The sequence below is a fragment of the Autumnicola musiva genome (assembly GCF_031846585.1).
Classification (GTDB): Bacteria; Bacteroidota; Bacteroidia; order Flavobacteriales; family Flavobacteriaceae; genus Autumnicola; species Autumnicola musiva.
The window spans coordinates 96,220-111,948 of sequence record NZ_JAVRHK010000003.1 but is presented as its reverse complement, the minus strand read 5'-3'; the positions used below and the strand labels follow the sequence as shown (position 1 = coordinate 111,948).

Genomic DNA, 15,729 nt, shown 5'->3' with positions numbered 1-15,729 from the left:
TCCTTCATGTACAGCATCGGTAAAAATTTACTATTTTGCCTTTCTCAAACTCTAATATGTACAGGCAATTTTTACTACTATCCCTATTTCTCTTTTGTAATTCAGTTTTAGCTCAACTTACGGGAAAAGTGACCGACACCACAACAAAATCTCTTCCTTACGTAAATATTTATACAGAAGACGGTAATTTTGGCACTACTTCCAACGAAAATGGCTTTTATTCATTAAAAATCACCACCCCAGGCACCTATAATCTGGTCTTTCGGTATTTAGGATATAAGAGTCTGCGGAAAGAAATAACCATTAAGGAATTCCCTTACGAACTGGACGTTCAACTGGTTGAGGAAACTACCAGCCTGAATGAGGTGACTATAAATTCCAGTGAAAATCCTGCAAATATCATTATTAGGAAAGCTATTGCAACGCGGGAAGCCAATGCTGCAAAAGTTGAGCAATATACGGCCGATTTCTATTCACGCGGTTTATGGAAAATAGAAAATGCACCTGAAAAAATATTAGGACAGGAAGTTGGCGATCTTGGTGGTGCCCTGGATTCTACACGCAGTGGAATTGTATATTTGAGCGAAACTGTTTCAGAAATTTCATATAGAAAACCAGACGATTTTAAGGAAAGAATAATCGCTTCTAAAGTAAGTGGTAACGATAATGGTTTCAGCCTGAACTCCGCTCAGGAAGCTTACTATTCATTCTATAATAATACTATCGAGATTAACAGCGAAATTGTTTCTCCAATTGCAGATTATGCCTTTAATTATTACAATTATAAACTTACCGGAACATTCTATGACGATAATGGCCGTTTAATCAACAAAATTAAAGTTACTCCTAAAAGACCTAAGGACAGGATATTTTCAGGTTACATCTATATTGTTGAAGATCTGTGGCAGATTTATGGTGTGGAACTGGAAGTTACAGGGCAGGCTATCCAGGTACAGCCAATTGAAAAACTCCTTTTTAAGCAAACCTATAAGTATTCTGAAAAAAATGGCTTTTACATTCAGATTTCCCAGACCGTTGAATTCAGGTTCTCTATGTTTGGCATTTCAGGAAACGGATTATTTACCGCAGTGTACAGCAATTATGATTTTAACCCGGATTTTGACAGGAAAACTTTTACTCCGGAAATCCTCACTTTTGCCAAAGCCGCAAATAAAAAAGATTCCACCTTTTGGGAAAAATTGCGTCCTGTTCCTTTAACCGGCGAAGAGGTTAACGATTATACCAGGAAAGACAGCATCCAGAAAAAACGTTCCTCTAAAAAATATCTGGATTCCATAGACGATCGTAACAACAAATTTCAAATTACCAACCTTTTGATGGGATATACTTACAGCAATACATATGAAAAAAGTAATTTTCGCATCAGTTCACCCCTATTCGGAACACATTTTAATACTGTGCAGGGATGGAATACGGCGGTAGACCTCACCTACAGGCAAAATCAATCTGATATTTACAATTCTAAATATTGGGAGTTTTTCTCCGAAATAAATTATGGTCTGGCTGACGAAAGGCTAAGGGTAAAAGGTGGTTTTGAGCAAAAATTTAATGATTTTAACCAGGCAAAGCTCAGGATTTCCGGAGGCGTGGAAGCGACGCAAATTAATAACCGTCAGCCTATTTCCAGGCGCATAAATGATTTTACCACTATATTTTTTGAACGCAATTACCTTAAATTATATGAGAGAAATTTTGCAGAAGTTAATTATCGCCAGGAATTATTAAATGGTTTTACCCTTTCCGGAAATCTTGCCTACGAGAATCGGCAACCGTTAACCAACCATACCAACCACGTCTTTATAGATAATGATGATGTAAGCTATACCTCCAATAATCCATTACAGTCTGAAGATTTTGGTTCTCTTCCATTTCAGCAACATGATATTATCAAGTTTCAGCTTCTGGGCCAAATTAACTTCGGCCAGAAATATATGAGTTATCCCGACAGAAAATTTATTATCGAAAACGAGAAATATCCCAAACTGATTTTTGGTTATGAAAGAGGTTTCGCATCAGATGTCAAAAACTACAATTTTGACCAGTTTAAACTAATGCTTAGCCAGGAGGTTAATCTTGGAAATAAAGGAAATTTCGGTTATAATCTACATGGAGGAACTTTTCTAAATGCAGATGGAATCTCTTTGGTAGATTATCAGCACTTTTATGGCAACCAAAGCAGGATTGGTTTCGGGAGTTATTTAAATAATTTCAATCTGCTCCCTTACTACGCTCTGAGCACTAATGATACTTATGCTGAAGGGCATATAGAACATAATTTTCAGGGCTGGATACTGGGTAAAATTCCTTTTCTTAATAAACTAAACTACAATCTGATCCTGGGAACACACGCACTATATACCCAGGAAAATAAACCGTATTCAGAATATTCTATAGGAATTGATAATCTCGGGTTTGGAAAATACCGTTTTTTGAGGCTGGATTATGTAATTTCAAATCAGGATGGAAATAGAGACGGTGCTTTTATCTTTGGCTTAAAATTTTAAAAAAGAGCCGGGCAAAAAACTTTGAATCAATTTCGGAAATTCAAATTTCAGGCCCGGCCGGTGAAATATATATAAAGACTACTCCTCTTCGTCCTTGCTTTTCTCTTCGTTGGTATCTTTTGAAAAATCAGTCATTTCGTTTTTAACCAGCAGGTTATACCATTGGATAATTTTTTTGATATCACTTGTGTAAACACGGTCTGCATCATAATCGGGCAAAACTTCAGAAAAATAAGCCTCAAGTTCTGCTTTTGAAGATTTATGATCTATGGCCTCTCCCCCGTTTTCTTTATCCTTTATCTTCTGAAAAACCACTCCAAGTGGCACTTCTTCAGTATAGGTGTAAATTGCAATCTCGCTAAGCACACTCACATTGTGTCGCAGATTTACGGAAATCTTTTTCCCATCTACGATAGAAGTGGCAATAAATCCGCCACGCGTTTGTGCATTCATTTCATATAATCCCGGCTTTCCCGAAATCGCTAATATTTTTTCTAACCCCATAGTTTTTAAATTTGGCTGGCAAATATCTCACCCCTGCCTTAATTATCAAAATGATTATCTGCCTTTTTTCATCTCCGGAAAACGCATCTTATAATCAATCTTAATTTTCCCTTTGGATATCTGGTTTAATTTACTTTTTAAAAGTCTCTTTTTGAGGCTGGAAAGCTTATCGGTAAACAGGATTCCTTCTATATGATCATACTCATGCTGAATAACCCTCGCCGCTAATCCTGTGTAATTTTCTTTGTAAGTATTAAATTTTTCATCCTGATACTCAATTACGATATCAGGCTTTCTAAAAACATCTTCCCTTATTTCAGGAATACTAAGACAGCCTTCGCCAAAACTCCAATCTTCACCTTCCTCTTCAATAATCTTTGGATTAATAAAGACTTTACGAAGATTTTTCAGTTGTTCTTTTTCGGCTTCATCTAAATCTTCATCTTCGGCAAAAGGTGCAGGATCTATAACAAACATTCTTAGCGGAAGCCCTACCTGTGGCGCAGCCAGGCCTACTCCGTAAGCGTTATACATTGTATCCCACATATTATTTACAAGTTCATCCAGTTTGGGATAATCTTCAGGAATATCTTTTGCTCTTTTCTTTAGAACAGGATCTCCGTAAGCTACAATAGGTAAAATCATTTTTCAAAATTTAAAGTATAAGCTCAAAGTTTAAAGTTTAAGGCAATGCCCTTACACCTTTGGTTTTTGACTTTCAACTCTTATTTATATAAATATGTTTGTAAAATAATGGTGGCGCTTATTTCATCTACCAGGGCTTTATCTTTCCTTTTATTCTTTTTCATGCCACTGTCTATCATACTTTGAAATGCCATTTTTGAAGTAAAGCGTTCATCTACTCTTTTTAACTCCATCTGCGGAAACTTTTCAGAAAATTTCTTTAGAAATTCCTGAATAAGTACCTCACTTTCTGAAGCTGAATAATTCATTTGTTTAGGCTCGCCCACCAAAACCATTTCTACACTTTCATCGTGAAAATATTTTTCCAGAAAAGGCATCAATTCTCTGGTGGCCACAGTAGTGAGTCCGGAAGCAATAATCTGCATTTCATCTGTAACCGCAATTCCGGTACGTTTTACCCCATAATCCAGAGCTAAAATTCTCGGCATATCAAAAATTTGCCCAAAGGTAAGGTTTATATCCCTATGCCCCCAAAATTTAGCTATAAGCTGTTATATTTGCTAAAAATATTTCAGAATGGATCAATTAGAAGCCAAAATTACAGAAGCCTGGAACAACCGGGATTTACTTAAAAATAAAGAAACTACCGATGCCATCCGGGAAGTAATAGAACTTCTGGACCAGGGAAAACTAAGAACAGCCGAACCTACTGCCGAAGGATGGCAGGTTAATGAGTGGGTGAAAAAAGCCGTAGTACTGTATTTCCCTATTCAAAAAATGGAAACACTGGAAGCGGGAATTTTTGAATATCATGATAAAATGCCGCTAAAAAAAGGGTACAAGGAAAAAGGAATCCGGGTGGTTCCAAATGCTGTTGCACGCCACGGTGCATACATTTCCAGCGGGGTTATTATGATGCCGAGTTACGTAAATATTGGAGCCTACGTAGATGAAGGCACTATGGTAGATACCTGGGCAACCGTGGGAAGTTGCGCTCAAATTGGTAAAAATGTACATTTAAGCGGTGGTGTTGGGATTGGCGGAGTTCTGGAACCTTTACAGGCTGCTCCCGTGATTATTGAAGATAATGCCTTTCTTGGGTCCAGAAGTATTGTGGTAGAAGGAATACGTGTGGAAAAAGAAGCTGTACTTGGTGCGAATGTGGTGCTAACAGGTTCTACAAAAATTATAGACGTTACTGGTGATGAACCAAAACAATTTCATGGATATGTTCCCGCGAGGTCTGTGGTTATCCCGGGCAGCTACACCAAAAAATTTCCTGCAGGAGAATATCAGGTTCCTTGTGCGCTTATTATTGGTAAAAGAAAAGATAGCACCAATAAAAAAACCTCTCTTAATGATGCTTTAAGAGAGTATGATGTAGCGGTATAACAACCGCGTATGATTTATTAAAGAAGAAAAAGTTCCTCCTATGGAGGGATATAGGTAGGAATGAAGATACTGGTAATTCAACAAAAAATGATTGGGGATGTACTTACATCCTCAATCTTGTTTGAAGCACTTCGGAAAAAATTTCCGGAGGCTGAATTACATTATTTGATTTACCCCCATACTTTCCCGGTTATTGAAAATAATCCATACATAGATAAAGTGGTGTTTTTTGATCCTGAAAAAGACAAAACTCCCCAGGAATTTCTTCTTTTTCAGAAAAAAATCAGAAGTGAGAATTACGATGTTGTATTAGACGTGTACTCCATGATTAGCACGGCAGTAATTGCAAAAGCTTCCGGAGCAAAAATACGTGCGGGATACGGGAAGAAGTATACAAAGTTTTTGTACACCCATAATTTTAAATATAAAAAAAAGGTGGAAACAAAGGCCGGTCTTGCTGTTGAGAATCGGATGCTTCTGCTTAAGGCAATTTCAAAGGATTTTCCCGTAGAGATTAACCCAAAAATCTATCTTACCTCAAAAGAAATGGAGGCAGCTGAAGCTTTTTTACGCCAGCATCAGCTTAAAAGGGATAAGCCTGTAATTATGATGAGCATCCTGGGCAGCTCTGATGAGAAAACCTATCCGCTGGAATACATGGCTCAAATAATGGACTTTATTGTTGAAACTACCGGGGCACAGATACTTTTTAATTACATTCCCAGACAAAAGGAAAAGGCTCTTAAACTTTATGAACTTTGTAATGCACGTACAAAAGTCAAAATTTTTCCTGAAGCTTTTGCACCGGACTTAAGGAAATTTCTTGCTCTCACCAAGAGATGCAATGCTGTTATAGGAAATGAAGGTGGCTGTATAAATATGGCTAAAGCTTTAGATGTGCCAACCTTTTCTATTTTTTCCCCTCAAATTACAAAGGAAGCCTGGTCGTTATATGAAAATGATCAGAATGTGGCAGTACATTTCTACGATTTCCTATCAAGTTACGATATTAGCAAGAAGGATCTTAAAAAACAGTCTTCCGATATTTACAATCAGTTTAAACCTAGGTACATTCTACCAAAACTGGCTGAATTTTTAGGTAATCTTAAGATATCTTGAACCTTGTTCAATTATCTTTAAAAAATTAAAGGTACCATCATGAATGGAATCCAAAAGATTTCTCTTGCGCTCTTAAAAAAGTTCAAGTTTTTACCCGCTAATATATATCTTAAGTACTACTATGAATATTATAACGGAAAAAAACTGGATCTTAAAAACCCGGTGGATTTTAATGAAAAAATTCAGTGGCTAAAAGCTTATTATCACGTTCCTGTTCTTAATAAACTTGTAGATAAATATGAAGTAAGGGAATATGTAAAAGATAAAATCGGTGGGGAATATTTAAACGAAGTTTATGGCGTTTATGAAAAAGGAAAAGACGTTCCTATTGAAGATCTTCCGGAGCAATTTGTTCTTAAAGCCACCCACGGCTACAACTTTCATATAATTGTAAGGGATAAAGCTAAGCTAAGTACTTTAAAAACAAGGCTTACATTAAAAAAATGGCAGAACAGAAATCAATTTTATCGAGGCGGAATGGAATGGGCCTATAAAGATGTTCCCAAACGAATTTTAGCAGAAAAATATCTTGAAGAAATTGATAATAAGGGTTTAAGCGATATTAAATTTTACTGTTTCAGCGGCAGACCGGAATTTATTGAAGTTACTATGGAAATAGATTCCGCTCCCTATAGAATGTACTTCGATTTGCAATGGAAGAAAATAGAAATGGGAAGAATTGGTATTGATGCTTATGAAAAGAAACTGGCAAAGCCCCCTAACCTGGAGCAGATGGTTGAAATTGCCGGCAAACTTTCAGAGAAATTCCCTTTTGTTCGTGTTGATTTATACAACATAAAGGGTAAAATTCTTTTTGGAGAATTGACCTTCTACCCTGCCGATGGACGCCATCCTTTCCATCCTGAAAAGTATAATAAGATATTCGGAGATCTTATCAGGCTACCTGAAATTCCGCCAGGCCAGAAAGTAATTACAGAACTTTAGCCCTGGTTTTGTTTATGCCGTAAGGAGTGAAACTCCGTCTACTATTTCTTGTCTCTTTCCTTATATTCTTATTAAAATTTATAGATTCTTTGGTTTTGTAACCTCTTGGGTGGTCAAGGTGCACACATACGGCAGAATATCTTATTTGCTTTGATTTGAGGCCGTAATTCATAAGCCTTTCTCCAAGTTCACGATCCTGCCCGCCATATTGCATTCTTTCATCAAAACCGTTTATGGCTAAAATATCCTTTTTCCAGCCACTGGCATTATGGCCGTTCCAGCTGGCATTTGTAGGAGTAAAACGATTAAGAAGTGCCCCCTCAATTTTTCCTGCGCTCAACTTCCTGTTTTTAAAAGAAGATTTCAGGCCCTTTTCTTTAAGCCAGGTTTCCCTGAAACATCTTTGTTCTACAATATCATCTTCTGTAATCGCTTTTGAAATATTCATGGGAAGCATAAAATAACCGCCGGAAAGAAAAAAACCTTCCTCTTTGTTTTTATTATGAACTTCAACAAAATCTTGGCGGGGAATGCAGTCACCGTCGCTCATAATAATATATTCTCCATTGCACGCCAGTAGCGCCTTATTTAGAATACGGGACTTCTGGAATCCTTCATCTTTATGCCATACATGAATTAGCGGCACGGGCATTCTCTTTTCCAGCTCCTTTATAGCCAAAGCTGTTTCTTCTGTAGAACCGTCATCAGCAATAACAATTTCAAAGTCTTTGAAGGTTTGCACCATATATCCCGTAAGCGTTTTTTGCAGCCACTCCACGGCATTATAGGTGCTTAGCACAACAGATAAGTCAGGCTTTTTCATTTTAATTTTTTAAATATTCTAGCCTCTATAACTTGAGTTTCTTCTTAAATTCGTGTTTCCTTCTATATCTCTTCTGAAACTGATGCGTAAAAAACCACATTTTTTCAAAAACCTCTTCTTTAGGTCTGTCAATCAATTTCGCATACTCATCGGCCATTACTTCCACCATATTCTTCTTAGGCGTTAATCTTGAAAAATTCTTCATCCTTTTTTCAAAATTAAGTTTTCTGAAGTTCATCCGGTTGAGATCCACAAGAAAGAATTTATAATTACCATTTTCAAGCTGAATTAAAGTATTACCTGGGGAATGATCCAGAAATTCTACCCCTTCTTCATGTAATTTATGGGTGAAACGGGTAAAAGCCCTTAAAATCTGTTCATTATCGGGATATTCGGGATTAGTGACAAGCTCGCGGTAAGTAAGATCATAATCCAGATGCTCACTTATATAGTAACTATCTCTAAAGGCAAAAGCCGAAGTATTTTCTGCGAAAGCAATGGGAGAAGGAGTGCCAATCCCTTTCGAAAGAAGTGTTTCTGCATACACAAAGGAACGTTCTGCTTTCGATTTTCTGAAAAAACGATAAGTGATTGTATTTATTAAATTCGGAATTTTAAAAGATTTGATATTTATCTTTTTCCCCTTTAGATCAAAAATCTTAATGCTATTGCGTTTGCCTGCACTTAATATCTCACCTTCTTTATGAAAGTTAGAAATAAGAGCCTCAATATGACTTTTGCTCTCATGGCAATATTCCGATAAAACTAGCTTCATAACACAAAACTACAATAAAGTAGCTGTGGACTAATAGTACATAGTAAAAAAATGTGTTAGATTTGAAATATAGACAAACCTGTTTAACCGTTAAGTAAAAACAGGAATAACACAGCTAAGGACATCCCATTATTAAAGTATTATATTGCAGAAAATGAACCAAAAGCCGGAATGCTCAATTATTACCATTAATTACAATAATGCCGACCTTTGTTTCTCTGCAGTAAAATCCATATTACAACATTCTCAAATATATTCTTATGAAATAATTGTAGTTGATAATGGAAGTGAACTTCCTGATTTTAAGCGTTTAAAAGAGCTTATTTTTTCATTGGAAGCAGCCGAAGTAAAACTAATCAAGAGCAGGATCAATACGGGATTTGGTGGTGGCAATATGATGGGGGTACAGCAAGCTAAAGGGAGATTTTATGTATTTGCAAATAGCGATGTTATTCTCCAAAAAGATACTATTGCAGTTTCCGTAAATTTTTTAATGCAAAATAAAAATACTGCTATGGTTGGTGGTATTGCTTCAAACGAACATGGTAAAGTTTTTAAGACATTTCTGTATGGCCTGGGATTGAGGAGTGAAATTCTATCTGAAGGCTTTCTTACTTTTGTAAGCCCAAAGAAATATCCTTCCAGAAGAAAAACAATTACTACAGCAACAAAAGTGGATGCCGTTCCAGGCTCTTTTTTAGTATGTAAAGCCGAAGACTTTGATTACGTGGGCGGCTTTGATACCAATCTCTTTTTATATTATGAAGAAAAAGATCTTGCTTTTAGAATTCGCAAATTTCTGAATAAAGATATTTACATTTTGCCTGATGCGGAATATATCCATCTTAAAGGCAAAAGTACTCCCTCTTCCTATGCTATAAAGAAAGAACTTAAAATATCTCAATTTTACAGTGTCAGGAAAAATCTTGGCCTCTTTAAATATCTTCTTTTTTATTCTTTCAATTTTTTGAAATTTCTTTTGAAAGCACCTTTCAACAAGAAAAACCGAAAATATTTATCGTTAATAATAAATGGTGTTTCACTTACCCAATCTTTAAAACACAAACAAAAATTGCAACCGGCAAATGGAAACAGATAACCCAAGTAGAAAGAGGATAGCCTTTATATTTTTGGATGAACTCCATCATATTTATCATTTTATAAGTGTTGCTGTAGAACTTTCCCGAAATCATGAGGTGAGCATTCTTACTCATCCTGCAAAACATGAATTACTACGCAACAGCATTGCTGAGTTAGGCGGGGAGAATCTTAAAATTGAAGAATTGTCCACTTATGCTTTTAGGGCTCTGACCGATAAAATTAAGGGTAGAGACCTCCCTCGAAAGGGTTTTTGGCTTAAGAAAAATAAAAACTATATCATCAAAAATTTTGATGCAGTTGTATTCACCGATTATTTTCACAAATATCTTCTAAAAGCCAAAAAAGAAGGAAAACCGAAATTGATAAAGTTTCAGCATGGAACCCCGGGCCGGGCTTATGCCTTTAACAAAAGCCAATTGGATTTTGATTTTCAGCTGCTTTCCGGAAGCTTTCTTTATGAACAATATAAGAATATGGGACTTTTGGGACCACATCCCGTTATTGTTGGTTATCCTAAAATAGATGCCGTAAAAAATAAGAAAAAGAAGAGCTTTTTTAAAAATAAGAAACCTACAATATTATACAATCCTCATTTTGATCCCGAATTCTCTTCCTGGAAGCAAGAAGGAATTCAAGTACTGGATTTTTTTTACAATCATCAGGACTACAACCTTATTTTCGCTCCGCATATACACCTTTTTCAAAGGAATAAGGGCGGTTATTCTGTTTCAGAAATCCCTGAAAAATATCAGAATTCAGAAAATATCCGTATTGATTTGGGAAGTATCAAAAGTGTGGATATGTCTTATTTATGTGCTGCCGATATTTACCTTGGTGATGTTTCCAGCCAGATATACGAATTTATCATTTCTCCCCGCCCTTGCATTTTCCTTAATCCTAAAAATATTAATTTTTCAGGGGACGTATTTTACCGGTTTTGGAAATGTGGCGAGGTTATTCCTTCAGCAAAGAAACTTGGTGAAGCTCTGGCAAAGTCAATTGCTGATTTTGGAAAATATCGAACTATTCAGGAACAAATAACGGCAGAAAACTACTATACGGAAGAAGGATCTACAGCCTCAGAAAGAGCAGCAAAAGCAATTGATGAATATCTGTCTGCAAACACTTGAAATATATCCTAATTTCATTTTAGGTATTGATCTACTCCATTGCTACAGCGAATTAACTTTTTGTCTATAGCTGTATTCTGAATACCTTCATTTAGAATACGCTTTTCGCGTGATTTTTCCTGATGCCAGATATGATAAATAATTCCTGCGTACCGAAGCCGTTTTGCTTTCACACCAGAATTTAAAAGTCGAACCGCTAATTCTGAGTCTTCTTTGCCCCAACCGGTAATATCTTCATTGTAGCCGTTTATATCTAGAAAATCCTGTTTCCAAAAAGAAAAATTACATCCCCTAAGCTTCCCTGAAAGTTGATTTTTTTCTTTGTAGAATCCCGAGAGATATGGAAGATAAATACTTCTTGTTCTCTTTGATATCCCCTTGGAAAACCACTTATAATCGATCTTCTGTTTGGAAAACATTGTTGTTAAATAATTCTCCTGAATATTTACACGGCTTCCAAAAAGATAAACTCCTGATCTGGAATTTTTTAAATGATCCCTAATAAAGTTTTTATGCATGACGCAGTCACCATCTATTTGTATAACATAATCTGCATTACTTTTAGCGATAGTTTTATTTAAAATTACAGCTTTCCTAAATCCTTCATCTTTTTGCCACACATGCTGTATGGGAAGATTAATCTTTTCGGAATACTTTCTTATTACATTTGCGGTTTCCTCAGTAGAACCATCATCTGCAATCAAAATTTCATCTGGAAATAAATTCTGATGTGTCACACTTTTTAGAACAAGACTTAAGGCTTCAGGCCAATTGTATGTGGAAATCAGGAGGGCAACTTTCATTAAAAATCAGGTGTTAGAAAATGCAAATATGGGCGGAAAAAGCCAATTCCTGGAATAACTGCCTGTTTTTATTCAGATTTCTATAACTAATAAATATGGAAATTTATCTTCCAATACTTAGTAGTCACTTAAATCTCTATCAGTACATTAAACCAAAAACCACCCAGAAAATAAACATACATATTCATAAAATGAATGTAAATATAATGCCTAGGCCAATAGAAACAGCTAAAAAATGTAAATTCGCCTTTATAATCTTACGTTAAATAAAAAGGGAATTAAGAATATATGAACATCCTCCACCTTTCAGCAGTTAAAAATTGGGGTGGTGGGGAAAAGCACCTTGAAAACCTGTGCCGGGAACTGGCCATTTTAAACCCTTCCATTACAAATAAACTAATTTGTAATGACAAAGCCGATTATTACAGGCTATCAACCATAGAACAATTAGAAATTATTCCCGCACCATTGGGTTTTAAGTTGGATCCGAGATATATCCTCAGACTTATAAAAACCTGCAAAAAACATCATATAGATTTAATCCATATTCATGATAGCTCTGCATTGGCCATTGCTGTGACCGCCAATCATCTGGCAGAATTACCTCCCTTTATTTTCAGCAAAAAGACTTCATTTCCCATCCGTTTAAAAAGACTTACGCTCTATAAATACAATTACTACAAGATAAAACGAGTTTTATGCGTTTCAGAAACAACAAAATGCATTGCTTCAAAAAATGTAGAAAACAGTAACATACTTACCTGTATCTACCACGGTACGAGCTTAAAAGATAAATCCGGAACAACACCTTTTAAATTACGCAAGCATTTAAAATTGAATAATGAAACTGTGATTGTTGGGAATATCGCTCACCATATCTGGCCCAAGGATTTGGAAACTTTTATAAATGTGGCCAATGAATTAATACATGTTCAGAAAAAAGATATGCATTTTGTTCAGATTGGTGCTTTTACAGCCGAAACCCCATCATTACTAAACCTCATCAAAAAGAACAAATTAGAAAGCCATATAAGCTTTTTAGGCTCCATGGAAAATGCCTCCAATTTTATTCCGCAGTTTGACATTAGTGTTATGACCTCCAAAAGCGAAGGAGTCCCGCAGTTTATTTATGAATCTTTTTATCACGGTGTACCGGTGATAAGTACAAATGTGGGTGGCATTCCTGAAGTTATTACGCACCGGGTAAATGGATTGCTTGCTCCTGCGGGAGATTGCCGGGAATTGGCAAAACATGTGCTATCTTTGGCAAATAACCGGCAATGGAGAGAAGAATTCACAGTTCTTTCTTATAAAAAGCTGACTAAAAATTTTACCTCTACTTTAATGGCTGAAAAGACATATTCAGAATATAAAAAAGTATTAAATGAAAGATGATTTTAAAACTGAAATACAGGAAACCATAGCAATTTTAAAACGTGGCGGCACAATACTTTATCCTACAGATACCGTTTGGGGAATTGGTTGTGACGCCACAAATCCCGATGCCATAGATAAGGTTTTTGCACTTAAAAAAAGAAGAGAATCGAAGTCGCTGATCTGCCTGGTTTCTGATTTTAAGATGCTGAACGAATATGTAGAAAATGTTCCTGAAGTGGCTTATGATATTCTGAAATATGCCAGTAAGCCCACCACTGTTATTTATGATGATGCGATTCGGGTGGCCGAAAATTTAATAGCTGAAGATAATTCTCTTGCCATAAGGGTGACCAAAGATAAATTTTGCAAGGAATTAATCAGAAGATTCAGAAGACCGCTGGTTTCTACATCGGCAAACATCAGCGGAGAAAAAACTCCGGAATCCTATTCCCAAATTAGCCCTGAAATTTTAAAAGGTGTGGACTATGTAGTAAATTTGCACCAATCTAAAAAATCGGCCAAACCATCGGCTATTATCAAGTTAAGCAATGATGGTAAAGTTAAAGTTGTAAGAAAGTAATTTTTTACCACGAATTCACGAATTATGGCAGATATTCTATATAAAGAAGAAAGTTATAGTATAGTAGAATGCTTATTTGATGTTTAGAATCATATTGGAAGTGGCTTTTCGGAAATTGTCTATAAAGATGCACTTCAACTGGAATTGAAATCAAAAGGAATCCCTTTTCAAAGGGAAAAACAATATGCTGTAGTGTACAAGGGGCAGGCTTTAAATCATAAATTTTATGCAGATTTTGTGATCTACAACAAAATAATCCTGGAAATGAAGTCTGTAGAAGCGATTAATGATAAACATGTAGCTCAGTGCATCAATTATCTCAAAGTGTCCAGATGCCGATTGGCGAATTTTCATAAAAATTTACTGGACCATAGAAGAATTGTTCTCTGAAGTAGCTTGTAACGCTGATCCCAATGAAGAAAGTAATTAATTTCAATCCAGATTACACATTTTACCAATAATAAACATTAGTGTATTAGTTGGTAAAAATCTGAAAAACAGATATCGCAATAAATGAAAAAGAAAAACTGTGCAAAATTATAAAGAGGCGTTAGATCATAAAATATTCAGCATAATTTCCCTGGCTGCACAGAAGCTCTCTCTGGAGTCCTATGTAATTGGCGGATTTGTCCGGGACCATTTATTACATCGGGGAAATCCCAAAGATATTGATGTGGTTGCTGTGGGAAGTGGTATTGAACTTGCCAAAAAGGTTTCTGAAATTTTACCCCACAAACCAAAAGTGCAGGTTTTTAAAAATTTTGGGACTGCCATGCTTCGCGCCTTCAACATGGAGATTGAATTTGTGGGTGCCAGGAAGGAAAGTTACCTCGAAGACAGTAGGAATCCGATTGTAGAGAACGGCAGCCTGGAAGATGACCAAAACCGGCGGGATTTTACAATTAACGCCCTTGCCCTTAGTCTGAACAAAGAGAATTTTGGCGACCTTTTAGATCCTTTTGGCGGGCTTCAGGATTTAGAATCTGAAATTATCAGGACTCCGCTTGATCCTGACATAACTTATTCTGACGATCCCCTTCGCATGCTTAGAGCTATTCGCTTTGCTGCCCAGCTAAATTTTAAGATTGAAAAAGAATCCCTCAATGCCATTCGGGAAAACAGGTCCAGGATAAAAATAATTTCCAAAGAACGGATTGTGGAAGAGCTAAATAAAATACTTCTTTCAAACAAGCCTTCCATAGGTTTTGGGCTGCTTCATAAGACAAAGCTTTTAAAGCTCATTCTACCTGAACTCACCGCCCTGGAAGGAATTGATGAAATTGAAGGGCAGCGCCATAAAGACAATTTCTGGCATACATTGGAGGTTGTAGATAATATTGCTAAAAATACTGACGATCTTTGGCTGCGCTGGGCCGCACTGTTACACGATATTGGTAAAGCACCAACTAAAAAGTTCCATAAGAAAATTGGATGGACATTTCACGGGCATGAATTTGTGGGAGCCAAAATGGTTTTTCAATTATTTAAGCGCATGCGATTGCCTTTAAATGATAAGATGAAATTTGTTCAAAAAATGGTCTTGATGAGTTCACGTCCCATCGCCATAGTAGACGATCACACCACCGATTCAGCTGTACGCAGGCTTATATTTGATGCCGGTGATAATATTGAAAATTTAATGACTTTGTGCGAAGCTGATATTACCACCAAAAATCCGAAACGCTTTAACCGCTACCACAATAATTTTAAAATCGTGAGGCAAAAAATAAAGGAGGTTGAAGAACGGGATCATATTCGTAATTTCCAACCTCCGGTTAGTGGAGAAGAAGTAATGGAAACTTTTAATTTAAAGCCTTCAAGGGAAGTTGGCCTTATTAAAGACGCAATTAAAGAAGCTATTCTGGAAGGGGAAATCCCAAATGATTATGATGCCGCCAGAGATTTTATGATTAAAAGAGGTGAAAAACTCGGTTTAAAACCGGTGAGTAGTGAACAGGAAAGTGAATAAAAAGTAAACAGGTTCTGCCGGAGAAAAACATAAATTCCTGA

Annotated in this window: 16 protein-coding genes; 10 read left to right on the top strand and 6 right to left on the bottom strand. The window is 36.2% G+C overall.

Annotated features, from left to right (window positions below; all coding sequences use genetic code 11):
* Nucleotides 1-56 precede the first annotated feature (56 nt).
* A complete protein-coding gene (locus RM539_RS05280) occupies nt 57-2,525 on the top strand; it encodes a DUF5686 and carboxypeptidase regulatory-like domain-containing protein (protein WP_311502388.1) in 2,469 nt (822 codons plus the stop codon).
* A 78-nt stretch (nt 2,526-2,603) separates the two neighbouring features.
* On the opposite strand, the gene RM539_RS05275 is transcribed toward RM539_RS05280, so the two are convergent.
* The 3 genes from RM539_RS05275 to ruvX form a co-directional block, all read right to left on the bottom strand.
* Nucleotides 2,604-3,029 carry a DUF5606 family protein gene (locus tag RM539_RS05275; protein WP_311502387.1) on the bottom strand — a complete coding sequence of 142 codons (426 nt, stop codon included), beginning with the start codon at nt 3,027-3,029 and terminating at the stop codon, nt 2,604-2,606.
* A 54-nt stretch (nt 3,030-3,083) separates the two neighbouring features.
* Nucleotides 3,084-3,674 (bottom strand): peptide deformylase, encoded by a 591-nt coding sequence (gene def / locus RM539_RS05270; RefSeq protein WP_311502386.1) that lies wholly within the window; start codon nt 3,672-3,674, stop codon nt 3,084-3,086.
* A gap of 80 nt (nt 3,675-3,754) precedes the next feature.
* Nucleotides 3,755-4,162: a Holliday junction resolvase RuvX gene (gene ruvX, locus RM539_RS05265; RefSeq protein ID WP_311502385.1), complete on the bottom strand. Its 408-nt coding sequence runs from the start codon at nt 4,160-4,162 to the stop codon at nt 3,755-3,757.
* Between the two features lie 88 nt (nt 4,163-4,250).
* On the opposite strand from ruvX, the gene RM539_RS05260 reads away from it, so the two are divergent.
* Genes RM539_RS05260 through RM539_RS05250 form a run of 3 tightly spaced genes read left to right on the top strand, consistent with a single transcriptional unit; the run spans nt 4,251 to nt 7,130 of the window.
* Nucleotides 4,251-5,066, top strand: coding sequence for a 2,3,4,5-tetrahydropyridine-2,6-dicarboxylate N-succinyltransferase (locus RM539_RS05260; RefSeq protein ID WP_311502384.1), 816 nt, complete (start codon nt 4,251-4,253; stop codon nt 5,064-5,066).
* Between the two features lie 60 nt (nt 5,067-5,126).
* A complete protein-coding gene (locus tag RM539_RS05255; protein ID WP_311502383.1) occupies nt 5,127-6,185 on the top strand; it encodes a glycosyltransferase family 9 protein in 1,059 nt (352 codons plus the stop codon).
* Between the two features lie 39 nt (nt 6,186-6,224).
* Complete coding sequence (locus tag RM539_RS05250; protein ID WP_311502382.1) at nt 6,225-7,130, top strand: ATP-grasp fold amidoligase family protein; 906 nt, start codon at nt 6,225-6,227, stop codon at nt 7,128-7,130.
* Here the strand turns inward: RM539_RS05250 and RM539_RS05245 are convergent.
* On the bottom strand, nt 7,117-7,953 hold the full coding sequence (locus RM539_RS05245) for a glycosyltransferase family 2 protein (protein WP_311502381.1): 837 nt from the start codon (nt 7,951-7,953) through the stop codon (nt 7,117-7,119). The two genes, RM539_RS05250 and RM539_RS05245, sit on opposite strands and share 14 nt — an antisense overlap.
* Before the next feature lie 25 nt (nt 7,954-7,978).
* Complete coding sequence (locus RM539_RS05240; RefSeq protein WP_311502380.1) at nt 7,979-8,728, bottom strand: lipopolysaccharide kinase InaA family protein; 750 nt, start codon at nt 8,726-8,728, stop codon at nt 7,979-7,981.
* A 154-nt stretch (nt 8,729-8,882) separates the two neighbouring features.
* Here RM539_RS05240 and RM539_RS05235 point away from each other — a divergent pair, with 154 nt between their 5' ends.
* A complete protein-coding gene (locus tag RM539_RS05235) occupies nt 8,883-9,827 on the top strand; it encodes a glycosyltransferase family 2 protein (RefSeq protein WP_311502379.1) in 945 nt (314 codons plus the stop codon).
* Nucleotides 9,814-10,959: a CDP-glycerol glycerophosphotransferase family protein gene (locus tag RM539_RS05230; protein ID WP_311502378.1), complete on the top strand. Its 1,146-nt coding sequence runs from the start codon at nt 9,814-9,816 to the stop codon at nt 10,957-10,959. The genes RM539_RS05235 and RM539_RS05230 overlap by 14 nt, the downstream gene beginning before the upstream one ends.
* Nucleotides 10,960-10,973: 14 nt before the next feature.
* Here RM539_RS05230 and RM539_RS05225 read toward each other — a convergent pair whose 3' ends face one another.
* The gene (locus tag RM539_RS05225; protein WP_311502377.1) at nt 10,974-11,762 is read right to left on the bottom strand and encodes a glycosyltransferase family 2 protein; all 789 of its coding nucleotides are present in this window, start codon (nt 11,760-11,762) and stop codon (nt 10,974-10,976) included.
* A gap of 288 nt (nt 11,763-12,050) precedes the next feature.
* On the opposite strand from RM539_RS05225, the gene RM539_RS05220 reads away from it, so the two are divergent.
* The 4 genes from RM539_RS05220 (at nt 12,051) to RM539_RS05205 (ending at nt 15,688) form a co-directional block, all read left to right on the top strand.
* A complete protein-coding gene (locus RM539_RS05220; RefSeq protein ID WP_311502376.1) occupies nt 12,051-13,157 on the top strand; it encodes a glycosyltransferase family 4 protein in 1,107 nt (368 codons plus the stop codon).
* Nucleotides 13,147-13,719, top strand: coding sequence for an L-threonylcarbamoyladenylate synthase (locus RM539_RS05215; protein WP_311502375.1), 573 nt, complete (start codon nt 13,147-13,149; stop codon nt 13,717-13,719). The genes RM539_RS05220 and RM539_RS05215 overlap by 11 nt, the downstream gene beginning before the upstream one ends.
* 93 nt (nt 13,720-13,812) lie before the next feature.
* Nucleotides 13,813-14,109: a GxxExxY protein gene (locus RM539_RS05210; protein ID WP_311502667.1), complete on the top strand. Its 297-nt coding sequence runs from the start codon at nt 13,813-13,815 to the stop codon at nt 14,107-14,109.
* 139 nt (nt 14,110-14,248) lie between these two features.
* Entirely contained in the window at nt 14,249-15,688 is a 1,440-nt protein-coding gene (locus RM539_RS05205) for a CCA tRNA nucleotidyltransferase (protein WP_311502374.1), read from the top strand.
* The last annotated feature ends 41 nt before the right edge of the window (nt 15,689-15,729 follow it).